Raw genomic sequence first — 23,269 nt, forward strand, 5'->3', positions numbered from 1 at the left:
TTTTAAAAAGAGTTAATTACTTGTACTCCCATATTTTGAAAAGTGTTCATTTGGGGTAGGGCGGTTATTGCATCCTCGAGAGAAATAGTTTTCTGGATTAATTTTTGGGGTTTCAACGTACCGTCGCTTATCATTTGTAACATCTCTGGATATTTGTAAGCTTGCATCCCATGACTTCCAATTACTTCTAGCTCATTAGCTAGTACCATGTCCATGGGGATTTTGGGATGTGCGTGATCTCCTGTCATTAGACCTACCTGAATATGTTTTCCTCTTTTTCTGAGATTAGCCACAGAATTAAAACAAGTAGCTGCACTTCCTAACGCATCGAGGGAAACATGAACACCTCCATTGGTCAAGGATCGTATCTCATCCACAATATGTTTTTGATCTTTTGCATTAATTGTTGCAAAAGCACCCAATTCTTTGGCAAATTGTAAAGTTTGATCATTGATATCTATCGCAATAACTTGCGCACCTATCGCTTTTGCAATCATTATTGCCGACAAACCAACACCACCACATCCATGAATTGCTACAAATTGTCCTGCACTTACTTTACCTTGCTCTACAACAGCTCTAAAAGATGTGATGAATCGACACCCCAAAGTAGCAGCGGTTTCATCATCGATCGAATCGGGTAGTCGAACCAAATTAGTATCTGCATAATCTATAGCAACATACTCTGCAAAAGAACCCCAGTGTGTAAATCCGGGTTGGGATTGGTGATCGCACACTTGATGATTGCCCGATATACATTCACCACAGTGACCGCAACCCGCTACAAAGGGAACGGTAACTCTATCTCCAATTTTAAAGTTTTTGACAAATTTCCCGGTAGCCTCGATAACCCCTGCTAATTCATGCCCAGGGACATGTGGTAATCGGATATCTGGATCATGTCCCATCCAACCATGCCAATCACTACGGCATAACCCAGTTGCAGTGACTTTAATAACAACACCGTGTGAGTTAGGTGTTGGATCTTGTACATTTTGTACGGTTAGAGGACCTTTAAATTCTTCAAATACAATTGCTTTCATAGAACTTTTTAATATGCTGGTGGAACTTGGGTTTTAGGATGGGTTTTGAGATATTTTGTCAAGAAAAGGTTTCATCTCTAATAATTTGATATCATCACGCTTTCTTAACTCTCTTAAAAACCAACCTTTATGACCTGCTCCATATATAATAAGCATTCTTTTATTTTGATACCGATGTTTTTCTAGTGCTTTTTCAATTTTCCAATAGTGAGCAATATTGATATTATCCCATCCTCCCAGGCCTAATTCTACATTAAACAAATCATTATATACCTGCAAAGCGATATCCTGTATACTATCATAAGTGTGGGTATGAATAAAGTAAGGATCATTTACTTTTCCCGTTGCTTGGTAAACAGAATCAGATGTACGGTTTGCTTTGCGATATGCATCCCAGTCTTCAACTCGAGTAGAGTCCTTGCTTATCGCCTGTAATTTTTGGCTGCGTTCTTGTGCCATGGGTAATGTCCACCCAGCAGTAGGAATAATTTCAAAATTCATTTCTTTGGTTAGCAGAAAAACCACATCGACATATTCAGGAAACCGACGTACTCGGGATTCTGAAATACTATCATTTTCTTTGAATTCTTTTACAGCTTGATCAAATCGATCGGGGGGTATTTCTGCTAGGATATAATCTGGTTGTATTGCTCTTATTAGTTGAGTTAAATACGCTGTATTATATACTGAATCTGTAAGATGTCCCCCATGAATGGCTCCTAATACCAATACTTCGTTTTTCTTATTTTCTTTGTTGTTCGTATTTTTCTTTGCGGTTTCATTACTGCATCCCAAAACAAAAAGGGTGAAAATTAGTAAGAAAGAGAATACGAATTTAGCGTCCATAGCAGTGTCAGATTAAAAGATCGATAATTTTTGAAATCGGTTGTAGTTCTTCACTTTTTGTCGTTACAGATTCAAGAACACTACTTCCTACAACCGTAAAATTCTCGGTAAGTGCCTCTATACAGGTTTCAGCATCAGTAATACTTACTCCATTGGGAACATTATAATAGGTTTTATCATAATCATTGGGCTCTAGACAATCAAAATCGAAGTGCAGGTACAAATGGGTGATATCTTTAGCCTTCAAGGTCTCCGTTAGATGATCAACATCTATTTGGGTCGGGGCATAAATTTCTCCTTCTTGTATTCTGTCTTTTTCGGTCTTATCTATATCTCGTAACCCAACATAGTGGATTTGTGATGCCGTAATGGTAGAAAACAGTAAAGGATTCATTTCGGGTTCTCCTTCACCTAATAATGTACGTAAGGGCATGCCATGAAAATTACAACTTGGGGAATCACAAGGCTTATTAATATCAGCATGTGCATCAAACCATATTACACCCAAATTGGGATATTTCTGATTGAGATAAGATACAGGCACAATTTCTAATCCGCAATCTCCACCAATAGTTTTAAGGGTATCGGGTTGCGCGGTAGCTATTTCTTTTTTTAAACGAGTTAGTTGTTCGGTAATGGCGTCGTAGTTGTTAATATGATGTTTTTGTATTCCCTGTGCTCCGGCGGTAATACTAGACAAAGGAATATTTATGAATTCGGGGTCATCAAGGTATTTTAGAATCGCTTCTGCTCCAGGTTCAATATTTTTTCCTGTACCAGATCCTTGCCATTGTGGAAAATAAATTTTCATTAACTCGAGTAATTGTTTAGTTCTTTAATTCCTTTAGTGTTCTTTTGAGCATACTTTTTACGATACGCTTATGGAAGGGTTTTACTGGAAGAAAATATAATTTTCCTAACCAGTTATTGAATACCACAACTGTAGATATGATCAAATCCCTGGTTGTGTTTTCTTGTGTTAATAAAAGAGAGACTCTAAAATTAAGATGGCTGTCGTCCTCTCCAAAAATAATTTCATCTTCACTTTTGTCGTATACTCTAAAAATTCCAACAGCATCTCCTTTCTGTAGTCTGAAATCTTTCTTAAGAATGTCTTCTTTTGAAATTGCTTCACCAGTTTTGAGTCCAAATACAGCCACAATTTTATTTCGTAAAAACAGTAATGCACCCACCCATTTTGGAGAGGATACAAAAAAAGCTTTTACTAATTGATGCTGATCAATAGTAGACGAAGTATTGATGCTGCCAGAGAAGCTATCGGTATAATCATGCCTGGTATTCGCTAGCAAAGAGCTCTTTGGTAAATCGACTTCTGAAACGATCATTATATGGGTGTTGGATGTACATAAAAATTGGCATCAATCTGCAAATTACTTCCGGTCAACTTTTTGCTTTGCCATTTGGCATTCGGTTGTATCCAATGCGCTTTATCATCAACAAAAACACGTACTGGCATATCAAATTTTTCAACGACATTGGTGTAGCGATATTTAAGGACCCCATCTTTATAAGAATACTCAAGATTTGGTATTTTGATCGTTCTCAAATATTGATCAAAAAACTGAGTAAGATCAATATTGGTCGCTTTACTTAAGTAGTCTTCTATTTGTTTTGTGGTAACAGTTTGATGATAAAAATCTTTATTTAATCCTCTAAGAATAGTTCGCCATTTTTCATCATCTTCGATAAGTTGTCTTAGGGTATGCAGCATATTAGCTCCTTTGTAGTACATGTCACTGGAACCTTCATGATTAACATCATAGGTGCCAATAACTGGCCTATCATTTTGAATATTTCCTCTTGTCCCAATCACATATTCGGCAGAGGCTTTTTTGCCATAATAATAATCCAGAAACAGATTTTCAGAATACGCGGTAAATCCTTCATGCACCCACATATCAGCTGCATCTTTGTAAGTAATATTGTTGGCAAACCATTCATGACCAGCTTCATGGATAATGATAAAGTCAAATTTTAATCCCCAACCAGAACCAGAAAGATCTCGACCCAGATATCCATTTTTGTACTTGTTACCATAAGTGACCGAACTTTGATGTTCCATACCCAAATAGGGAACTTCTACCAGTTTAAAACTATCTTCATAAAAAGGGTAGGGGCCAAACCAATGTTCAAAGGCTTTCATCATTTTGGGAGCGTCTTTGAATTGTTCTTTGGCTTTATCCAGGTTATACCGTAATACATAATAATCCATATCCAAATACCCTTTTTCACCTTTGTACTGTTCTCCAAAATGAATATAATCTCCAATATTAATATTCACTCCATAATTATTGATAGGATTACTGACAAACCAATGAAAGGTTCTGGTACCATTATTATGTTCATCTATCTTTCGCAGTCTACCATTCGACACATTCATTAAACCTTTAGGAACATTCACACTTATCAAAAGACTGTCTACTTCATCATACATATGATCTTTATTAGGCCACCAAACGCTGGCACCTAATCCTTGACATGAAGAAGCAACAAAATGTTTTCCATTTTTATCTTTTTTCCAGGAAATACCCCCATCCCAAGGAGCATTTACAGCTTTTCGAGGTTTTCCGCTATAGTATACCTCTACAGTATTGACGTCGTTTTTCTTTTGTTCATCAGTAAGTGTCACAAAATGGGCATTTCCATCAGAATTTACTTTTAGCTCTTGATCGCCTTGCATTACCTTTTCAATCTTCAAAGGAGGCTGCAAGTCAATTTGCATGGTATTATGAGCATCCAATACCCTATACTGTATCGTATTTTTTCCTGAAATCGTTTTTTGATCAGGCTTTACAGTAATATCTAGATGGTAGTAGGTAAGATCCCACCATGCTCTCTCGGGTGTTATCGAACCCCTTAAGGTATCTTGTCTTGTAAATGTATGTTCTTGAGCCTCAATAGTAGTGAACCCCAGAACTAATAGTAAGGGTAAAAAAATCTAATCATGTATTGTGAGCCGTCTCTTATAAGATGGTGGTTTTAATTTTCTTCCACAACTTACTTAAAATGTAGACAGCGACAATAACAACTATTGTTAAAATAATTGCAAAAGTATATTCTCCATAGATCCAATATCCAGCAGCAAAAAGTACTCCATAGATCATAATACACCCTACAATCATTGCCAATATTCCTGAAGGAACACTCCATGTACTATTATCTGTAACAATATTTAGATCTTGGTGTTTCGCCCTTTGAATCGTGCTTTTCCAACCAGGTCCTCCGGGCTGTATTTTTTTATAAAAATCGAATAACACCTTGTCGTCTTCTGGCTTAGTTACGAAGGTCACGATAAGCCAAATCACGGTTGTAATACCTACGATAATTGGATATTTTGACCATCCAGGAAGCATTCCTTCAGCAAATAATGCATGGTCTACAGATTCTAATCCAAAAATTATAGATACGATTCCTGAGGCAAACATAGCAGAGATTTCGCTCCAGGCATTGATTCTCCACCAAAACCATCTCAAGATGAAAATAAGTCCGGTTCCTGCACCAAACATAATAATATAATCAAAAATCTGCTTAGCGTTGGTGAGCAATAATGCTAAGACGGCGCTAAGAATCATCAAAATAGCAGTACTTATTCTTCCTACGAGCACCAGCTCTTTTTCTGAAGCTTTTTTGTTGATTTGTTGGGCATAAAAATCATGTACGATGTAGGAAGATCCCCAGTTAAGATGCGTAGAAATAGTCGACATAAAAGCAGCTATCAGCGAAGCCAAAACAATACCCAACAATCCTGAAGGTAGACGAGTAAGCATTGCCGAATATGCGATATCATGACCTATCTTATCTTTTTGTACTTTATCTTCGGGGAACGCTTGTCGTATGGCAGTTAGCCCTTCCGAAGCAAAATAATAAGCGTCCATTCGTTCGGCTTCTTCAGGAGTAAGTTCTCTGGTTTCTGCCAACTTTTGCATTTCTATATAATTGCTTTTAGCAGCTTCCATAGTGTTGGCATCATCTTTTGGGTATAATACCAAAGAAGCGAGTGCTACCAAAATCCATGGCCATGGTCGGATAGCATAATGCATGATGTTAAAAAATAGAGTAGCACCAATAGCGTGATTCTCATTTTTGGCTGCCAGCATACGTTGTGCAATGTATCCACCACCACCAGGTTCGGCCCCAGGATACCATGAACTCCACCATTGCACAGCAAGTGGAATGATTAATAATGATACCAATAATTCAGTATTATCAAAATCAGGAAGTAACGAGATTTTATCGGCCACTTGTGGGTGAGCTATAAGATTGGCTACGCCATCCACCTCAGGTAAATTTACTATATAATAAGCCGCTCCAAGTGCACCAATCATTGCTGTAAAGAAAAGAATGAAATCCGTATACACTACTCCTTTAAACCCTCCAATAGCACTAAAAATAACAGTTACTACCGAAGCAATACCTACAGTTTCTAAGGCTGTTAACCCAAGCATCACTTGTCCAATTTTTATAGCAGCAAGGGTAACACCAGACATTGCGAGTACATTAAAAATGATCCCTAGATATACTGCTCTAAATCCACGTAAAAAATGCGCTGGTTTACCTCCATATCTTAGATCATAAAATTCTATATCGGTATTTACATTAGACTTACGCCACAATTTGGCATATACAAATACAGTGAGTAAACCTGTAATCAAAAAAGCCCACCATGCCCAGTTGCCAGATACTCCTCCTTTCCTAACAATATCGGTAACCAAATTTGGAGTATCAGTAGAAAAGGTGGTGGCCACCATAGATAGTCCCAATAACCACCAAGGCATGTTTCTACCCGATAGAAAGAATTCGCTGGTATTTTTCCCCGAGGTTCTAGAAACCCAAATACCAATTAATAAAGTGAGTGTGAAAAATGAAAATATAAGAATAAGGTCTAGGGTTGAAAGTGTGATCATGTATAATGATATTTTAAATATGTAAATCTTTGTTGTTGCTGAAAATAGTTTCTTTTACGTGTTTGGAGTAGTTACGGCCGATGGGTATTCGTTTAGAATCGATTTCTACCAGATTGCCTTCAATAGATTTAATTTTATCGATAGCAATAGTATAGGAGCGGTGCACGCGTATAAAATTGGAATCAGGTAACTCTTCCGTTATTCCTGTTAGCGATTTATGAACCAGATAATTACCATGTGTTGTAATCACCTTAATATAATCTTTAAGGCTTTCGATGTAAAGAATATCTTTCAAGAGTATTTTTACCAGTTTTTTATCCACTTTAAGAAAAATAAAAGGATCCTTATTTCCTTGATACTCTTCATTTTTTGATTGGTCTTTATTAATGACCTGAGTGAGCTTATTGATGGTTTTTAAAAAACGATTAAAAGGAATAGGTTTTACCAAATAATCCAGAACGTCTAGTTCAAAGCTCTCTACAGCATACTCGCGATACGCTGTAGTGATAATAATCTGATAGTTGTTTCTACTGTTTTTGATGAAATCTAATCCGTTCATCCCGGGCATATTGATATCCAGAAAGATGACATCGACTTCTCCTTGTTCTATAATTTCTAAGGCTTCTATAGGATTGTGAAAAGATCCTAAAAGTTCTATGTTTTTAAAAGAAGCCAGGTGCGATTCGATTACTTTTATCGCGAATGGCTCGTCATCTATTATAATGCATTTGACAATCATAGGATGGGGATTTTTAATAATACGTTAAACGTATTATCTATTACTTTGGTCTCTAAAGAGTATTTGTTTTTGTATAATAATTCTAGTCTTCGTCTTACATTTTCAATTCCGATACCTCTTTTTTTATCATCCGTATAATCAGAATTAAAGTTGTTTTTGGCTTTAAAAATGAGATGTTCGTTTTTCTCATTTTCAAAATGAATGTCGAGACGTACTTCTTCATTGTTTTTACTACCATGTTTAAAACAATTCTCGATAAAAGGTAGTAATAACAACGGAGGAATAGAAATATCATCAATGTTTCCTCTTATCTGAATTTCTGAGTTTACTTTTTCACCATGTCGTAATCGTTCTAGTTCTAAGTAACTTTCGATATAGTTAATTTCATTAAGCAATCCAATTTTTGGCTCTTTAACATCGTACAAAACATACTGCATGATTTCGGATAATTTAAGAACCACATCCGAAGCTTTATCCGATTTTTCTATCGTTAAATAATATAGGTTGTTTAAGGTGTTAAAGAAGAAATGAGGTTGTATTTGTGATTTTAGATATTTTAATTCAGTTTTTAGCTGTAATTGTTTCAATTGAGAATTCTTCTTTCGTTCGGCAATCCAATCCATAGTTAATTTTATCGCGGTAGCGAGTGCAACTACATATACTTCTCCAATAGTAACCGCTACAATATGATTAAAACTATAGGCTTTTTGGGTCCCGATAGCTTCTGGCCAGATATTGCTGGTCACTAATAGAAGATTAAGTTCTGTTCGTACGATGTATGCCACAGCCAAGGTTAATATGGCTGTGATAAGATAGAGTGGTAGTTTTTTCTTAAGAACAAATTTGGGAATCAGGTAATAAATATGAAAATAAGTAATCGGAATATGAATAAAGAATTCTACCAGATTTGATTTCAATGAATACACATAATCATCGAAGTAACTTCCCCAACGAATAAAATTGATCAAAAAATAGCCTGCCCAAAATATGAAATGATACTTTTTTGGCATTTTGTAACCATCAGATGTTGCTATCCAGTTAAACACGGTTTTTGATGTTTTTTGTGTGAAATTGTTAAAAAACGTGAAAAAATTATGTGTTTTTTTGTTTAAAAGCAAAATACTTTAGTGAATATTTTAAAAAGTACTCAATCGCAAAAACACTTATATGAAGAAACATGTCGTTTATTGTTTTTTTAACGTTGTTTAGATATTTAATTTCTTTTTCAAGTTTATTCATAAAACCTTTAAATCGGAAATAATCAAACAAATCAATCTTAATTTCATGAAAAGAACTATTCTAGTTTTTTCTGTTCTTTTAGTACTATTAATGACACAACAGGTCAAAGCGCAAGAAAAAACAATTTCGGGAACAGTAACTTCAACGGGAGAAAATGCCATGCCGCTTCCAGGAGTTAATGTAATTGTAAAAGGAACGGCAAAAGGGGCACAAACAGATTTTGATGGTAAATATACTATTACGGCATCTGCGGGTGATGTCTTGGAGTTTAGTTATGTGGGACTCACTACTATTTCGCTTACAGTAGGAGCATCAAACGTAATCGATGTTGCTATGGAAGAGAACCTGGAGCAGCTCGAAGATGTTGTTGTTACTGCATTAGGTATTGCAAAAAGTAGAAAATCACTTACCTATGCTGCTCAGGACATTAATGCCGATGAATTAAACAAAGTACGGCAAACCAATCCGGTAAATAGTCTATCCGGGAAGGTTTCTGGGGTAGTTGTAAACCGCAGCTCCTCAGGTGCTGGGGGATCTGTAAAAGTTACTTTGCGAGGAAATGCTTCATTGGGGAATAACCAACCCTTATATGTAATTGATGGGGTACCATTATCCAACCCTACGGGAGGACAACCCTTGGATACCTTTGGAGATATTAACGGTGGAAACCGTGATGGAGGAGATGTATTGTCTTTAATTAATCCAGACGATATAGAATCCTTAACCGTTTTAAAAGGAGCATCGGCATCTGCACTTTACGGAAGCGCAGGATTGAACGGGGTCATATTGATTACTACCAAAAAAGGAAGAGCGGGATCTTTTAAGGTAGAAGCGTCTTCTAATTTATTAGTAGAGTCTGCGGCGTATTATATCGATCTTAATGACGAAGCCGAAAGTAATATTGAGGATTTCTTCAACAATGGGGTTACCAATATTAATGCGGTTTCTCTTTCTGGAGGAAGTGAGAAAGCACAAACGTATTTTTCATATTCCAACACCTTTGCTTCTGGGATATTACCCACCAATAAAATGAGCCAGCATACTATAAACATTCGAGAGAATGCACAATTCTTCGACGGTGTTTTGACGGCTAGTGCCAATGTATTGGCATCTACACAAACCATTGATAATCGACCGATTTCAGGTTTGTATTTTAACCCACTTGTGGGAGCATACAACTTTGATTCCCCAGGAGAACGACTATCGGATTATGAGAATTTTGAAGAATTAGACCCTGATAGAAATATTCAAAGTCAACGCTGGTTTAGAGCAACTTCGGATATCGAACAAAACCCCTATTGGATATTAAACAGAAATGCAAGTGAAGACACTAATAGGAAATTGTTGGCTTCCATGAATTTAAAATTCAAAATCAATGATTGGATTTCTGTACAGAGTAGAGGTACATATGATCAAACTTTTTTGAATTACGAGAAAAAGGTTCATGCAACTACCGAAGCTACGCTAGCACCCGCAAATGGAAGGTATATTTTTACAGAACAGGATATCAGACAACTTTACGGTGATGTGATCGCTACGATAAATAAACAGTTTAATACCATATCACTTTCAGCAAATGTCGGGACGAGTACGACGAGAACTACCGTAGAATTATTAAATGCAGACTCTGGAACTAACGGAGGCTTACAATTTGCGAATGTGTTTTCTATTCAGAATTTTAATGCAAACCCACAAGTTTCTCTATTTCAAAGTTCGTTAGACAAAAAGGTAAACTCAATTTTTGCCAGTGCTACCATTGGATTTAATGAAAAAGTATTCGTAGATCTAACAGCAAGAAATGATTGGTCTTCTTCTTTACCTTCTAGTAATAATTCTTACTTCTATCCATCGGCGGGTATTACGGGAATTCTGACGGAGATTTTTGATATGGGAGAGAAAATTTCCTTTGCAAAAATAAGAGGATCTTATGCTCAAGTAGGTAATGATGTACCGGCAAACACAGTATTTCCTGAACGACAAATTCTTTTCGGAGGTGGATTAAGTCCTTTGGATCCAGTAAGACCTTTGGGTGAAGTACGCCCAGAACAACAAAGCTCATTTGAGATAGGAACCGAGTGGAGATTCTTTGATAATCGATTTGGATTTGATATTGGGTATTATCATACCAGTACAGTGGATCAATATTTTCAAGTACCGGTATCTACCGGAACAGGTTCTGTAACTGTAGGAGTAAACTCTGGAGATATCATTAACGAAGGATTCGAAGCGTCAATTTTTGCTACTCCAGTTCAAACAGAAAATTTTAAATGGACTTCGAATATCAATTTTGCGGCTAATGATAATGAGGTTCAAGAAATCAGTAACCCATCTGATGATGTACAAATTGATAATCAAGTGATTTCGCCTCCTGGGGTAAATACTTTTGCCTCTTATTTGGTAGAAGGTGGGCAGTATGGAGATATCTATGCGCAAGTGGTAAAACGTGATGCCAACGGAAGACCTGTAGTTGACGCGGGAGCTATAGTAATTAATGATGAAAACCCAGACAATACCATTGCAGGACTAGAAAAAGTGGGTAATGCCAATCCTGACTTTACCTTGGGGTGGAACAACACCATGACTTACAAAAACATCAGTTTGGATTTCTTGATCGATGGGAAATTTGGAGGAGAAACCATCAGTATGACTGAGGCTATTGTCGAAGGTTTGAGTAATAATACACAAAGAGAAACCGAAAATGCATTGATCGAAGTGGTAAGTCCAACAGGAGATGTATCGACTTTGACTGCGCAAGAATATTATGGGCTAGCAGGAGGAAGAAACGGATTTACAGGAGAGTATGTATACAGCGCTACCAATGTACGTCTTGCCGAAATTGCTTTGGGATATAATTTCCAACTTTCAGAAAATTCTTTTTTCAGAAGTATAAAGGCTTCGTTAATCGGTAACAATTTATTCTTCTTTTATAAAGATGCTCCGCATGATCCAAACGTGACGTTAAGTACAGGAAACGCTTTACAAGGTGTTGATGTATTAGGACTTCCTTCAACCAGAAGTTGGGGGTTGAATGTTAATCTAAGTTTCTAAAATTAGTAAAATGAAAAACAGCAATATATTTTTATCGGGGTTTGTGGTGATAACATTCTTCTTGTCTTCCTGTGCTGAAGGTTTAGAAGACCTGGACGGAAACCCCAGAAACATTACTCAAGAACAGTTAGAAGTGGACTTTCAGAATGTAGGATCTTTATATAAGCCTATGTTCGAGAATATCTATCAATATACACCGCCATGGTCTTTTCAACTACAGCAAAATCTCAATGCAGATGTGTTTTCGGGATATATGACGAATCCCAGACCTTTTGTAGCTGGGGCGAACAATACTACCTATAATTTGGTAAGTGGTTGGAATAATTTCATTTGGAGTGTACCGTACTCTAATGTAATGAACAATGCCAAGACCATTGAAAACGAAACACGGGAAACATTTCCAGAGTTGTTCGCGGTTTCTCAAATACTAAAAGTTACTGCTATGCACAGAGTATCTGATGTATTTGGGCCAATAGTGTATACCAAATTTGGAGAATCTGCAACAACGAGTGAGTATGACTCACAGGAGGAAGCTTATAATGCTTTTTTCGCAGATCTGGAAGAGGCTATCCAAATACTATCGGATAATATTGATAGCCCAAGGTTTGCAGCTTTTGATTTAGCCTATGGCGGAAATTATGAGAACTGGATTAAGTATGCCAATGCACTTCGATTACGTTTAGCGATCCGAATTTCAAAAGTAGCACCTACCAAGGCACAATCCGAAGGTGAGAAATCATTAAATCATCCTATAGGACTTATCGAAGCTAATCCTGATGGCTTTTTTGTGAATGGAACACTAGATCATCCGGTACGCACTATTAATAATTCTTGGGGAGATATCCGTATGAATGCTTCGATGGAATCTATTTTAGTAGGATATGAAGACCCTAGAGTTGGTAGCTACTTTAATACTTCAGAAGTTGAAGAAGGAGTATATAAAGGAGTTCGAAATGGATTACCGCTTTTACCAGGATATGATGATGAGCTGGCTCAAAAAGCAGACTATGTTACTTTTTCTTTATTGGCAGATGAAGTGTTGACGCCACGAGTGCAATTGATGGCAGCAGCCGAAGTGTTTTTCTTAAAAGCAGAAGCTGGATTAAGAGGTTGGACCGGTGCAGGAGATGTACAGGGTAACTACGAGCAAGGAATTACCACCTCGTTTCAGCAGTATGGCTTAGGAGGTATATCAGATTATGTTTCCAATGGAACAAGAACTCCCATGGATTATGTAGATCCTGTTACACCAGGAAATAGTATAAATGCTTTAAGCACCATTACTATTGCCTGGGATGATGCGGCTACTAATGAAGAAAAACTAGAACGTATCATTACTCAAAAATGGATCGCCTTATTCCCAGAAGGGCAAGAGGCATGGAGTGAGTACAGACGTACTGGATATCCAAAAATATTCCCTGTTGTGAGTAACCAGAGTGGAGGAGTAGTGGATACCGATCTTCAAATCAGAAGGATACCTTTTGTAGATAGCGAATTACAAACCAATCCTGATGGTGTGGCCGATGCGGTAACCAAATTGGGAGGGCCTGATAACGCAGGTACACGACTTTGGTGGGATGTGCCTGGAGGAAACTTCTAACACACATGTGATTTTAAAGAGAGAAATAGTGAATTGTATTCCGTTTCTCTCTTTTTTCCTTCTTTTAATGAACTATTTAAACAAGAATGCATGAAATAAATACTACCTAACACAAACATCTAACTATATATTATGAAATCAATGAAAAGAATTATCACAGTAATTACGATGCTAGCATTATTGTTTTCTTGCAATAATGAGAGCTTTGTAAATGATCTCAGAGAGGAAGATCCATCCGTTCAGCTTGATGGAAAAACTGCGCTTACACAACCCATTGTTTTGGGATATTTTCCATCATGGTCAGAGAGTTGGACTACAACGGGTCAGGGTTCTAAACTTAGAGATATTCCCAAACATGTTACCCACGTGTTTCTCGCTTTTGCAAGACCTAATCTACGATATCAGAAAGGATCACTGGATATAACAAATACAGGTATCCAAACACCGTATGGAGGTGCTACGCTAAAAGAATCTGTAGCTATCCTAAAATCAAAGGGGACCAAAGTGATACTATCCGTAGGAGGAGAGACGTATTGGGGATCGGATGCTGCTTATGATATTAACTATCAACAAATCAAAGATCTTGTCGATGACATGGGATTTGAAGGGATCGATTGGGATTTTGAACCCAATGGGAGCTTTGCTACCATAGGAGAACCTATTAATGTGCAACGATTTATTGATTTTTTCAATAACTCAAGAGCGATAATGCCCAAAGGAGAATATCTGTTAGCCTGTGCACCAGCAGGAGTTGGAGCCTTAGGAGGATTAAATAATGATGATCCTTCATCACCATTTGCCTATAGCAAAAGAAATAGCGTAACTGGAGAATCTGATGCGAATTTATATAATGCTACTTCTCCAAATCAAGCTATTAGTTTATATGGCTTTGCTACCACAGGGCATATGATTCCGGTGATGGAGGCTGTGGGAGATAAAATAGATCTAATAGCCTATCAAGGGTATAATACTGGAGCTGCAAGCAACAGAAAAATAATGTACGATGCTTACAAGCATTATGCAGATCGATATGGTTTCTCGATTGCAGCAGGAACACATTATCCGGATGAACCATGGGGGCCATATTATACGTATACCTATCAAACTATGGCAGAGCTATCTGCTCATATAGCAGCAACTAATGTGAACAATGATGGGATTATGATTTGGCAATTATTGTTGGGAGATGGAAATTCCTCTGCTTATGGATATTTGTATGTGGCAAGTCAGGTATTGGATGGAATATCGCAATCCCAAGCCATCGCGAATGCAGAAAACTACCCAGAATCACCATATGACGGTGGAGACGGCGGAGGTGATGGTGGTGGAGATGGTACTGGATGTAATTCAGCGCAATGGAACTCCGCCACAGCATATCAAGGTAGTCAGGAAGCGGTATACCAAAATCAATTATATCGTGCAAAATGGTGGACCCAAGGAGATGTACCCTCCTCGAATACAGGAAATGGTAAACCTTGGGAATTGGTACAGAATTGTGGTGATGGTGGAGGCGATGGAAGTAATCAACTACCTTCGGTAACGATCACTTCTCCATCAAACAACACCACGTTTACTCAAGGGACTACGATAGTAATTTCTGCCAATGCATCTGATAGCGATGGTACCGTTACTAGAGTAGAGTTTTTTGAAGGAAACACCAAATTAGGAGAAGATACTACAAGCCCGTACAGTTATTCATGGACTAATGCAAGTACTGGAAATTATACCATTACCGCAATTGCCACGGATAATGCTGGAGAAACAACAACTTCTTCAGCGGTTGCAATCTCAGTACAATCTGATGGAGGGGGTAGTGGTTCTTGCAGCGGAGTTGCTAATTGGGAAGCTTATCCAAAAATATACAATCAAGGAGATCAGGTGGTATATCAAGGAGTGTTGTATGAGGCACAAACCGGACCAATTTGGGTAACTCCAGGAAGTGGAGAACACTGGTGGAAAACCATACGTTCATGTGATTAGAAATGTATAAATGTTAGTTTTTAATTGGAGAAACCTCTGTAAATAGTGTGGCTGCTATTTATGGAGGTTTTTTGTTTCAAATTTGTATTCCAAAAACTTCAACTCGTTGTTTTTGGTAAAAATCAGAATGTGCTTTTTGTTTTTGATAGTAATAAATCTGCAGGCTTTAGCCTGTAATTGTTGTAATGTGTCAGATAGCAGATAAGAAGTAAAATGAGTGTGATCTGTATTTCCAAATAAGAAATACCCCTTGTTACCATCATAGCGAATAGTTTCGGTTTCAGCTTCATATAGAGATCCGATACCAAAAACATCTTTATAACCATCTTGATTAAAGTCTTCGACTAAAAAATCTGAAGTGGGGCCGAATTGAGCTGTAATAGGCAGTTCTTGAACATCAAAATTTCCTTGTCCCTTGTTTTTTAATAACAAGCTAGTAAAACAGGTAGCAGTATAATGAACTGCATTATTTAGAGCTTCTTGACCATAAATTTCAGGTAAAGAAGCGGCAGCAAATGAATTATACGTCTTAAATTTTTCAGAAAGCCCAGGGATTTGCTGAGACGAACATTCCTTTCCTCGAACAGGTAGCAAAACTCCTTTTTTTGTGGTTTTGCTTAAGACAATATCAATACTACTGTCGATGTCAAAATCCTTGGCATATATATGGAAAGGTTTATCTGTCGAGGGATGAAATTTATTATTCTCACCCAAGTTACCTAAGAGGTAATCGATATCACCGTCGTTATCAATATCCGAACTTGAAATTTTAAAAAACCAACCAGACAAATCATTTAGCGCTTTGATATCTGCAGTCTCAAATTTTCCCTTTTTATTTTCTAGAATTGTAGGCGAAGACCATTCGCCAACAACCATAAGATCCAGATCACCATCATTATCATAGTCAGAAAATAGGGCATCATTGGTCTGATTAATGTTTGATAAGTCTTTTGCTATATCCTGAGTAGCATCAATAAACTTTCCGTTTTCGTTTTTCAAAATATAGGAAGGATAAGCAGAAGGGTATTTACCTGGAATAAAACCTCCACCGATGAAAATGTCCTGATCTTGATCATTGTCAAAATCTGCAATAACAATTCCTCCTGATACGGTTTGGATTTTAGGTAATAGATTTTCTTTTCTTGTAAAATGACCTTGACCATTATTCTCATAAATTCTATCCTGTAAATAAGAACTATCAATTGCATCTTCATAACTCCCGGAAGCAACATACAAATCTTGATCTCCATCGTTGTCATAATCAAAAAACAGCGCTTTTCGATCTTCGAAATAACTATCCTGCTCAAAAGTGTTTTGACTCATGATAGAAAAAGAACCCGAATCATTTTGAATATAGAGCATGGCACTAGCTCCCTTTGCATTCCCTACAAAGAAATCTTCTAAGCCATCGTTGTTGACATCAGCTACTACAATTGGAGCTCCTTTTTCACTTTGTTTTTGGGGGAGCAATAGTTGTAGTGCATAATCATCAAATTGGGTTTCCTGATGTTTGTAAGTTACTCCAAATGCATTTCTAGGATGGACTTTTATTGCGACCGTCTCTGTCGTTTGTGATTTTGAGAATGCTTCTTTCTTTTTATAATCAATATAAAGTTTTTGATTTGCCGCAACGTTTTTTAGAGAACTGGATTGATTGTTAGGCCAATCAACCACAATGCTGTCTATGATTTCGGTTTTGCCCAAGCCAAAGTGCAGTCTGTTGGTTACCGAAGATTGAAAACCCCTACTGGTATAATATGTTTTCATCTGTTGATGTTGATTGGTGTATACCTTAATGTGAGTCCCCAAAAGTGTATTATTGTTTTCAGGATTAGACAATGTGATGCTTATATAATTGTTGGATTGTTGATTCTGGTAAATACTGGCAATGTCATCTTGATTGTTTAAGACAATATCCAAATCACCGTCGTTATCAAGATCCACATAGGCTGCACCATTAGAGTTTATTTTGTGGTGTAATCCCCATTCTTGGTTTTTGTTTTGAAACTGATACATGCCAGCATTCGAAAATATTTTGTTTTCCAAAGTTGTAGAAGGCATCATGCCTATGGCTTCTTGCAAAGTGACTTTCTTTTGATTGAGGATATTGTTTCGCATACGATTTCTAAAATCCTGATTAGAAAGATCATGTTTGATACCATTGGTAACCAAAAGATCGTTATACCCGTTATTATCAAAATCTGCAATTAAAGGAGCCCAACTCCAGTCAGTTTTGGCAATACCTGATAACTGTCCAATTTCGCCATAAGACCCATCTCCCAGATTCAACTGAAGCATATTAGACATGTATTGATGATGATATCCAATATCTACCAAATACTTGAAGTTATCAGTGCTCATGGTTGCCATGTTTTCTTTGCTTCTTTGGTGATCTTCGGCAAGCATGTCTAAAACGATAAGATCTGGTTTTAAGTCATTATTAATATCTGCATAGTCTGATCCCATACTGTTTGCAGAAATGTGATCAAAAGTTTCAAGAATCCGATTGGTAAAAGTCCCATCTTTATTATTGATATAAAGGAAATCCGGTTCCAGAAAATCATTGGCTACGTAAATATCCGGCCATCCATCCTCATTAAAATCACCAATTGCTGCGCTAAGTCCCCAGGCTTTATTTAGAATTCCGGAGGTTTGTGTGAGGTTTTTAAATTTTCCGTTTACATTTTCAAAGAGCTGATCTGTACTTTCTGGATCGATATTATTCTGTATTCTGGGATCAACAACCACATTGTTGTTAAAATCAGCACGATGATTGACCAAGTATATATCCATATCACCGTCTTTATCGTAATCCAGGTAATAGGCTTGAGTAGAATAGGCTTCACTATCTAGTCCATAGACCTTTGCTTGCTCTAGAAAAGTTCCGTCTCGTTGGTTAATATATAATTTGTTTTTCCTTTTTTCAGAGTCACGTAATGAACCCGATTTGCATACGTAAATATCTATCCATCCATCATTATTGATATCTATCATCGATACACCGGTAGTCCAACCAGTAGCATCCTCAACTCCGGCTTTTTCAGTAATGTCTTCAAAAACAAAATTGCCTTTGTTTAGGTATAATTTATTACTGTGTTGATTAGAACTAAAATACAGATCTTCTAATCCATCATTATTGATATCTCCTACTGCAATTCCTCCACCGTTGTATATGTATGCATAGTTTAAGAAGTTAAATGATAAGGTTTCAGACACCTCATTTTTGAAATAAATATTAGAAACAGAAGGGTCAATCATTTTGAATAGTGATTCCTTTTCTTGAACTTTCTTATCGTTACTGTTTTGATGCTTTGTATTGCAATGTGCAAGAAGTAGGAATAGTAAAATCCAGAATTTTCTAAAGACCATTTTCGAAGACAAATTTCTATAAGAAATTAAAGTAATCAAGTTTGTGTCAATTCCCGAATTTATGCTCTATATAGCATGCTTTTGTCGACATACAACCAGATTTTGAATATAGGTGTTTTTATGGGGAAAGAACCCCGTTAGTACAATCACCGAGTTTCTATAGAAGTATCGGTATTTTTTTGCTTCACCATCCGGTGCAATTTTATTGTCATTTGTGATTGCTTTCATGTCATCTGTCGAAAAACTTTTCATAAAAGCCATATAGGTAATAGTTTCATTTTCGATAAGCCATTAAACAACATAACTTAAGTTACGCAATGAGTACACAAACAAAGTACGATTCCTCGATCAATAATAGCAACGGACCTTATTACAAGGATATCAGCTATCGCGAAGCCGGAAAATTTGAAGAGACACGGTTTGAAAAAATCCATAATGTGATTTTTAAGAGTTCGGATTATGCTTCTATCATTATTGCACAAGAAATAGCAGGATTAATCAAAGAAAAGCAAGCACAACAACAATCTTGTGTTTTAGGATTAGCAACGGGTTCTTCGCCAATAAAAGTATATGAAGAACTAGTACGAATGCATAAAGAAGAAGGTCTTAGTTTTGCCAATGTGGTTACGTTTAATCTGGATGAGTATTTCCCAATGGAAAAGGGCAATGTACAGAGTTACCACTATTTCATGCACGAACACCTGTTTAATCATGTAGATATTTTACCAGAAAATATTCATATCCCTGATGGGACTATTCCACAGGAACAAATTCACCAATATTGTATAGATTACGAACTAAAAATAAACTCCTTTGGTGGATTGGATTTTCAACTGTTAGGAATCGGTAGAACCGGGCACATTGGATTTAATGAACCAGGATCTCATTATAATTCGGTAACTCGAAGTATCACTCTGGATCATCTTACACGATCTGATGCTGCTCCTGCTTTTTTTGGTATCGAAAATGTTCCGAAAAAAGCGATTACGATGGGTATTGGAACCATTAAAAAAGCAAAGCGCATTGTCATTATGGCTTGGGGGCATAAAAAAGCCGAGGTAGTAAAGGAAACTATAGAAGGAATGGTTTCTTCCGAAGTACCTGCTTCGTATTTGCAGCGTCATGAAAATACCACATTTGTTCTGGATAAGGAGGCTGCAGAAGAACTTACAAGAATCAAAACTCCTTGGTTAGTTGGCCCTTGCCGTTGGAACGAAAAAAACAAGAATAAAGCCATTATCTGGTTGAGTCAAAAGGTGCAAAAACCAATTCTGAAATTAACGGACAAGGATTATAATGACCATGGAATGTCAGGGCTTTTGGCAGAAGAAGGCTCGTCATATGAACTAAATATCAGAATGTTTAACACCTTACAGCATACCATTACCGGATGGCCAGGTGGGAAACCAAATGCTGACGATACTTATAGACCAGAGCGAAATACTCCACATAAAAAGAGGGTGTTGATCTTGAGTCCTCATCCCGATGATGATGTGATTTCTATGGGGGGAACATTTCTTCGGTTAATAGAACAAGATCATATTGTACATGTAGCGTATCAGACCTCAGGGAACATTGCAGTGTCTGATGAAGAGGCCATAAAATATGCAGAGGTGATACAAAATATGTTACCTTCAACTGATAAGGAAAACATCGGTTCAATCATTTTGGAACTCAAAAAGAAACAGGAACGGATTATAGATTCTGAATCAACGAGATCTTTAAAAGGACTGATCCGTAGAGGAGAATCTTATGGAGCGACACGGTTTTTGGGCTTGCCAGATGCATATGTGCATTTTCTTGATCTTCCTTTTTACGAAACCGGAACGGTAAAGAAAAACCCGTACGGACCAGAGGATAAAAAACGATTAACCGACCTAATCAAAAAAGTCAAACCCCATCAAATTTATGCCGCTGGTGACCTGGCAGATCCTCATGGGACACATAAAGTATGTTTGGATGTGTTGTTTGAAGTGCTAAATGATTTGAGAGAAGAAGAATATATGAAGGATTGTTGGGTATGGCTATACCGAGGAGCTTGGCAGGAATGGGATATTCATGATATAGAAATGGCCGTTCCCTTAAGCCCAGATGAGGTACTAAAGAAACGCAAGGCCATATTTTTTCACCAGTCTCAAAAGGATGGAGTGATGTTTCAAGGAGATGACTCTAGAGAATTTTGGGTAAGAGCAGAAGAACGAAATCAACAAACAGCAGAAAAATATCACAAACTAGGTTTAGCAGAATACGAAGCCATAGAGGCTTTTAAACGATATCATTTTTAAAAGAAGTTAATGAAAAAAATATATTGGATCGCCCTAATACTTGGGACAATGCAATTAGTTACAGCACAAACAACGGATCAGTATTCATATAATTTAATGCCTTGGCCAAAAGAAATCCGTCAAGGTGCAGGAAGTTATGTAATAAAAGAAGATTTTACCCTTTTTATTCAAAATGTGTCTTCTAAACGATTGCATAATGGAGCTACTCGTTTTTTAAGACGATTAAGTGGAAGAACAGGGGTGTTTTTTGAAGAAGGCTTCCCACAAAAAGCAAAAAATATTCCATCATTTATTATTGAAGTTGAACGAGAGGGAAGTTTACAAAACTTTGATGATGAGTCATATTCGCTGCAAATAACAGATAAGACTATTTATCTCAAATCGATAACTGATATTGGTGCTCTAAGAGGCCTGGAAACCTTGTTGCAATTAGTAACCCCCAGTGCTAACTATTTTTATATTCCTGCATTGAATATTGAAGATGCACCAAGGTTTCCTTGGCGTGGTTTGATGATCGATGTAGCTAGACACTATCAACCTTTGGACGTGTTAAAACGAAACCTTGATGCCATGGCAGCTGTTAAACTCAATGTTTTTCATTGGCATTTAACAGATGATCAAGGGTTTAGATTGGAATCAAAACGACACCCGAAATTGCATGAACTTGGTTCTGACGGAGAGTACTACACACATCAGGAAATAAAAGAGATCATTCAATATGCTGCAGAGAGAGGGATTAAGGTAATACCAGAAATAGATGTTCCCGGGCATGCATCTGCGTTGCTTACCGCATATCCTGAGTTGGGAAGTAAAAAAGATACTTATACTATCGAACGTTATGCTGGTATTTTTGACCCTACTTTGGATCCTACCAACGAGAAGACATATCAAATCCTGGAAGATGTATTTACCGAAATAGCAGAACTATTTCCTGATCCTTATGTTCATATTGGAGGTGATGAAAATGAAGGGAAGCACTGGGACGAAAACCCTGAAATCATAGCTTTCAAAAAGGAACACGGTTTTCAATCAAATCACGATTTACAAACCCATTTCAATCTCAGATTACAAAAGATCTTAGAAAAACTAGGTAAAAAGTTAGTAGGATGGGAAGAGATTATGACTCCACAAATGCCAACAACTGCATTAATTCATTCATGGAGAGGCGTAGAGGAAGGGCTACAACCAGGTGAGTCATTGGCTAAAGCGGCACAAAAAGGACATTATTCTATTTTATCTACTGGGTATTATATCGATCGTATGCATGATGTAGATAACCATTATTTAGTAGATCCGCTGCCCAAATCCTTCAGCTTAACAAAAGAGGAGCAAAAGAAAATTTTAGGAGGAGAAGTTACCATGTGGGGAGAATTAGTAACACCGCTTACTATCGATTCCAGGATCTGGCCAAGAACTGCAGCAATAGCCGAACGGTTTTGGTCACCTGCTACGGTTACAGATATTCAACACATGAGAAAACGACTTACTATGATCAGTTTTCGACTAGAAGAACTTGGACTCACTCATCTTAAAAATCAAAATGTGATCCTAAGAAATATCTCCAATGGATATCAAATAGATGCACTTCAGAAATTAACCAAAGTCTGTCAACCTTTACAAAAATACAGCCGCAATAAGGGAGGAACGGAGTACAAATCGTATTCGCCCTTTACATTATTTGCAGATGCTTGTACTACAGATGCTCTGGATGCTTATCAATTTAATCAACTGGTGAATGCCTTTATTACAAATGCTGAAGTAGCTCAAAAACCTTTAGAATCTATGTTTCATCAATGGATAGGAAATCACGAAGAACTACTCGTTCTGCAAGGAGAAACGCCTTTGGTTTCAGAAGTATTGAAATTATCGTCAGCGCTAAAAGATGTTTCAGCTTTTTTCCTGAAAATTCTAAAACAAGAAGGGGTATCCAAAGTAGACGCAAATGATTTCTCTTCCTTAATGAACATCGTCAAAGAGCCTCGAGCGGATGTCGAGATCGTGACTTATGACGCTTTTATGAAATTGTTTGAGCATTTAAAGAAAAATGAATTGTAATACTTAATACGATATTAACCAGTTTCTTCCGGTTTTGTTGAATTTTTGATGTACATGCTATTAGTGATAAAAATAAGGCTGTTTAGCTATTATTTGACTCCCTCCGTATAAAAAATTACACATTGAGTATCAGTGTTAAT

Annotated in this window: 14 protein-coding genes; 5 read left to right on the forward strand and 9 right to left on the reverse strand. The window is 37.1% G+C overall.

The genetic code is table 11. The features are described from left to right. Window positions 1-2: 2 nt before the first annotated feature. From AC0L3Q_RS08515 to AC0L3Q_RS08550, 8 genes are read right to left on the reverse strand one after another with little or no spacing between them, the layout of a single operon-like run. Window positions 3-1,043 (reverse strand): zinc-dependent alcohol dehydrogenase family protein, encoded by a 1,041-nt coding sequence (locus AC0L3Q_RS08515; RefSeq protein ID WP_473286178.1) that lies wholly within the window; start codon window positions 1,041-1,043, stop codon window positions 3-5. Between the two features lie 33 nt (window positions 1,044-1,076). Next, a complete protein-coding gene (locus AC0L3Q_RS08520) occupies window positions 1,077-1,889 on the reverse strand; it encodes a hypothetical protein (protein ID WP_473286179.1) in 813 nt (270 codons plus the stop codon). 7 nt (window positions 1,890-1,896) lie between these two features. Beyond that, on the reverse strand, window positions 1,897-2,700 hold the full coding sequence (locus tag AC0L3Q_RS08525) for an arginase family protein (protein ID WP_473286180.1): 804 nt from the start codon (window positions 2,698-2,700) through the stop codon (window positions 1,897-1,899). Window positions 2,701-2,716: 16 nt separating this feature from the next. Beyond that, window positions 2,717-3,235: a DUF2867 domain-containing protein gene (locus AC0L3Q_RS08530; protein ID WP_473286181.1), complete on the reverse strand. Its 519-nt coding sequence runs from the start codon at window positions 3,233-3,235 to the stop codon at window positions 2,717-2,719. Then, complete coding sequence (locus AC0L3Q_RS08535; RefSeq protein WP_473286915.1) at window positions 3,235-4,848, reverse strand: M1 family metallopeptidase; 1,614 nt, start codon at window positions 4,846-4,848, stop codon at window positions 3,235-3,237. The genes AC0L3Q_RS08530 and AC0L3Q_RS08535 overlap by 1 nt, the downstream gene beginning before the upstream one ends. Before the next feature lie 25 nt (window positions 4,849-4,873). Further along, window positions 4,874-6,814 carry a sodium:solute symporter family protein gene (locus AC0L3Q_RS08540; RefSeq protein WP_473286182.1) on the reverse strand — a complete coding sequence of 647 codons (1,941 nt, stop codon included), beginning with the start codon at window positions 6,812-6,814 and terminating at the stop codon, window positions 4,874-4,876. Between the two features lie 13 nt (window positions 6,815-6,827). Then, a complete protein-coding gene (locus tag AC0L3Q_RS08545; RefSeq protein WP_073314759.1) occupies window positions 6,828-7,553 on the reverse strand; it encodes a LytR/AlgR family response regulator transcription factor in 726 nt (241 codons plus the stop codon). Continuing rightward, window positions 7,550-8,599 (reverse strand): sensor histidine kinase, encoded by a 1,050-nt coding sequence (locus AC0L3Q_RS08550; RefSeq protein ID WP_473286183.1) that lies wholly within the window; start codon window positions 8,597-8,599, stop codon window positions 7,550-7,552. Before AC0L3Q_RS08550 ends, AC0L3Q_RS08545 begins: the two co-directional genes overlap by 4 nt. Before the next feature lie 238 nt (window positions 8,600-8,837). Between AC0L3Q_RS08550 and AC0L3Q_RS08555 the strand changes: the two genes are divergently transcribed. The 3 genes from AC0L3Q_RS08555 (at window position 8,838) to AC0L3Q_RS08565 (ending at window position 15,420) form a co-directional block, all read left to right on the forward strand. Next, on the forward strand, window positions 8,838-11,840 hold the full coding sequence (locus tag AC0L3Q_RS08555) for a TonB-dependent receptor plug domain-containing protein (RefSeq protein ID WP_473286184.1): 3,003 nt from the start codon (window positions 8,838-8,840) through the stop codon (window positions 11,838-11,840). Window positions 11,841-11,850: 10 nt separating this feature from the next. Beyond that, complete coding sequence (locus tag AC0L3Q_RS08560; RefSeq protein ID WP_473286185.1) at window positions 11,851-13,440, forward strand: RagB/SusD family nutrient uptake outer membrane protein; 1,590 nt, start codon at window positions 11,851-11,853, stop codon at window positions 13,438-13,440. Window positions 13,441-13,581: 141 nt separating this feature from the next. Next, window positions 13,582-15,420 (forward strand): Ig-like domain-containing protein, encoded by a 1,839-nt coding sequence (locus AC0L3Q_RS08565; protein ID WP_473286186.1) that lies wholly within the window; start codon window positions 13,582-13,584, stop codon window positions 15,418-15,420. Window positions 15,421-15,474: 54 nt separating this feature from the next. Here AC0L3Q_RS08565 and AC0L3Q_RS08570 read toward each other — a convergent pair whose 3' ends face one another. Then, the gene (locus AC0L3Q_RS08570; protein WP_473286187.1) at window positions 15,475-18,789 is read right to left on the reverse strand and encodes a VCBS repeat-containing protein; all 3,315 of its coding nucleotides are present in this window, start codon (window positions 18,787-18,789) and stop codon (window positions 15,475-15,477) included. 317 nt (window positions 18,790-19,106) lie between these two features. Between AC0L3Q_RS08570 and nagB the strand changes: the two genes are divergently transcribed. After that, complete coding sequence (nagB, locus tag AC0L3Q_RS08575; protein WP_473286188.1) at window positions 19,107-21,074, forward strand: glucosamine-6-phosphate deaminase; 1,968 nt, start codon at window positions 19,107-19,109, stop codon at window positions 21,072-21,074. A gap of 9 nt (window positions 21,075-21,083) precedes the next feature. Next, complete coding sequence (locus AC0L3Q_RS08580; RefSeq protein WP_473286189.1) at window positions 21,084-23,129, forward strand: beta-N-acetylhexosaminidase; 2,046 nt, start codon at window positions 21,084-21,086, stop codon at window positions 23,127-23,129. Window positions 23,130-23,269: the final 140 nt, after the last annotated feature.

This window comes from Aquimarina sp. KJ22-3 (assembly GCF_055808215.1).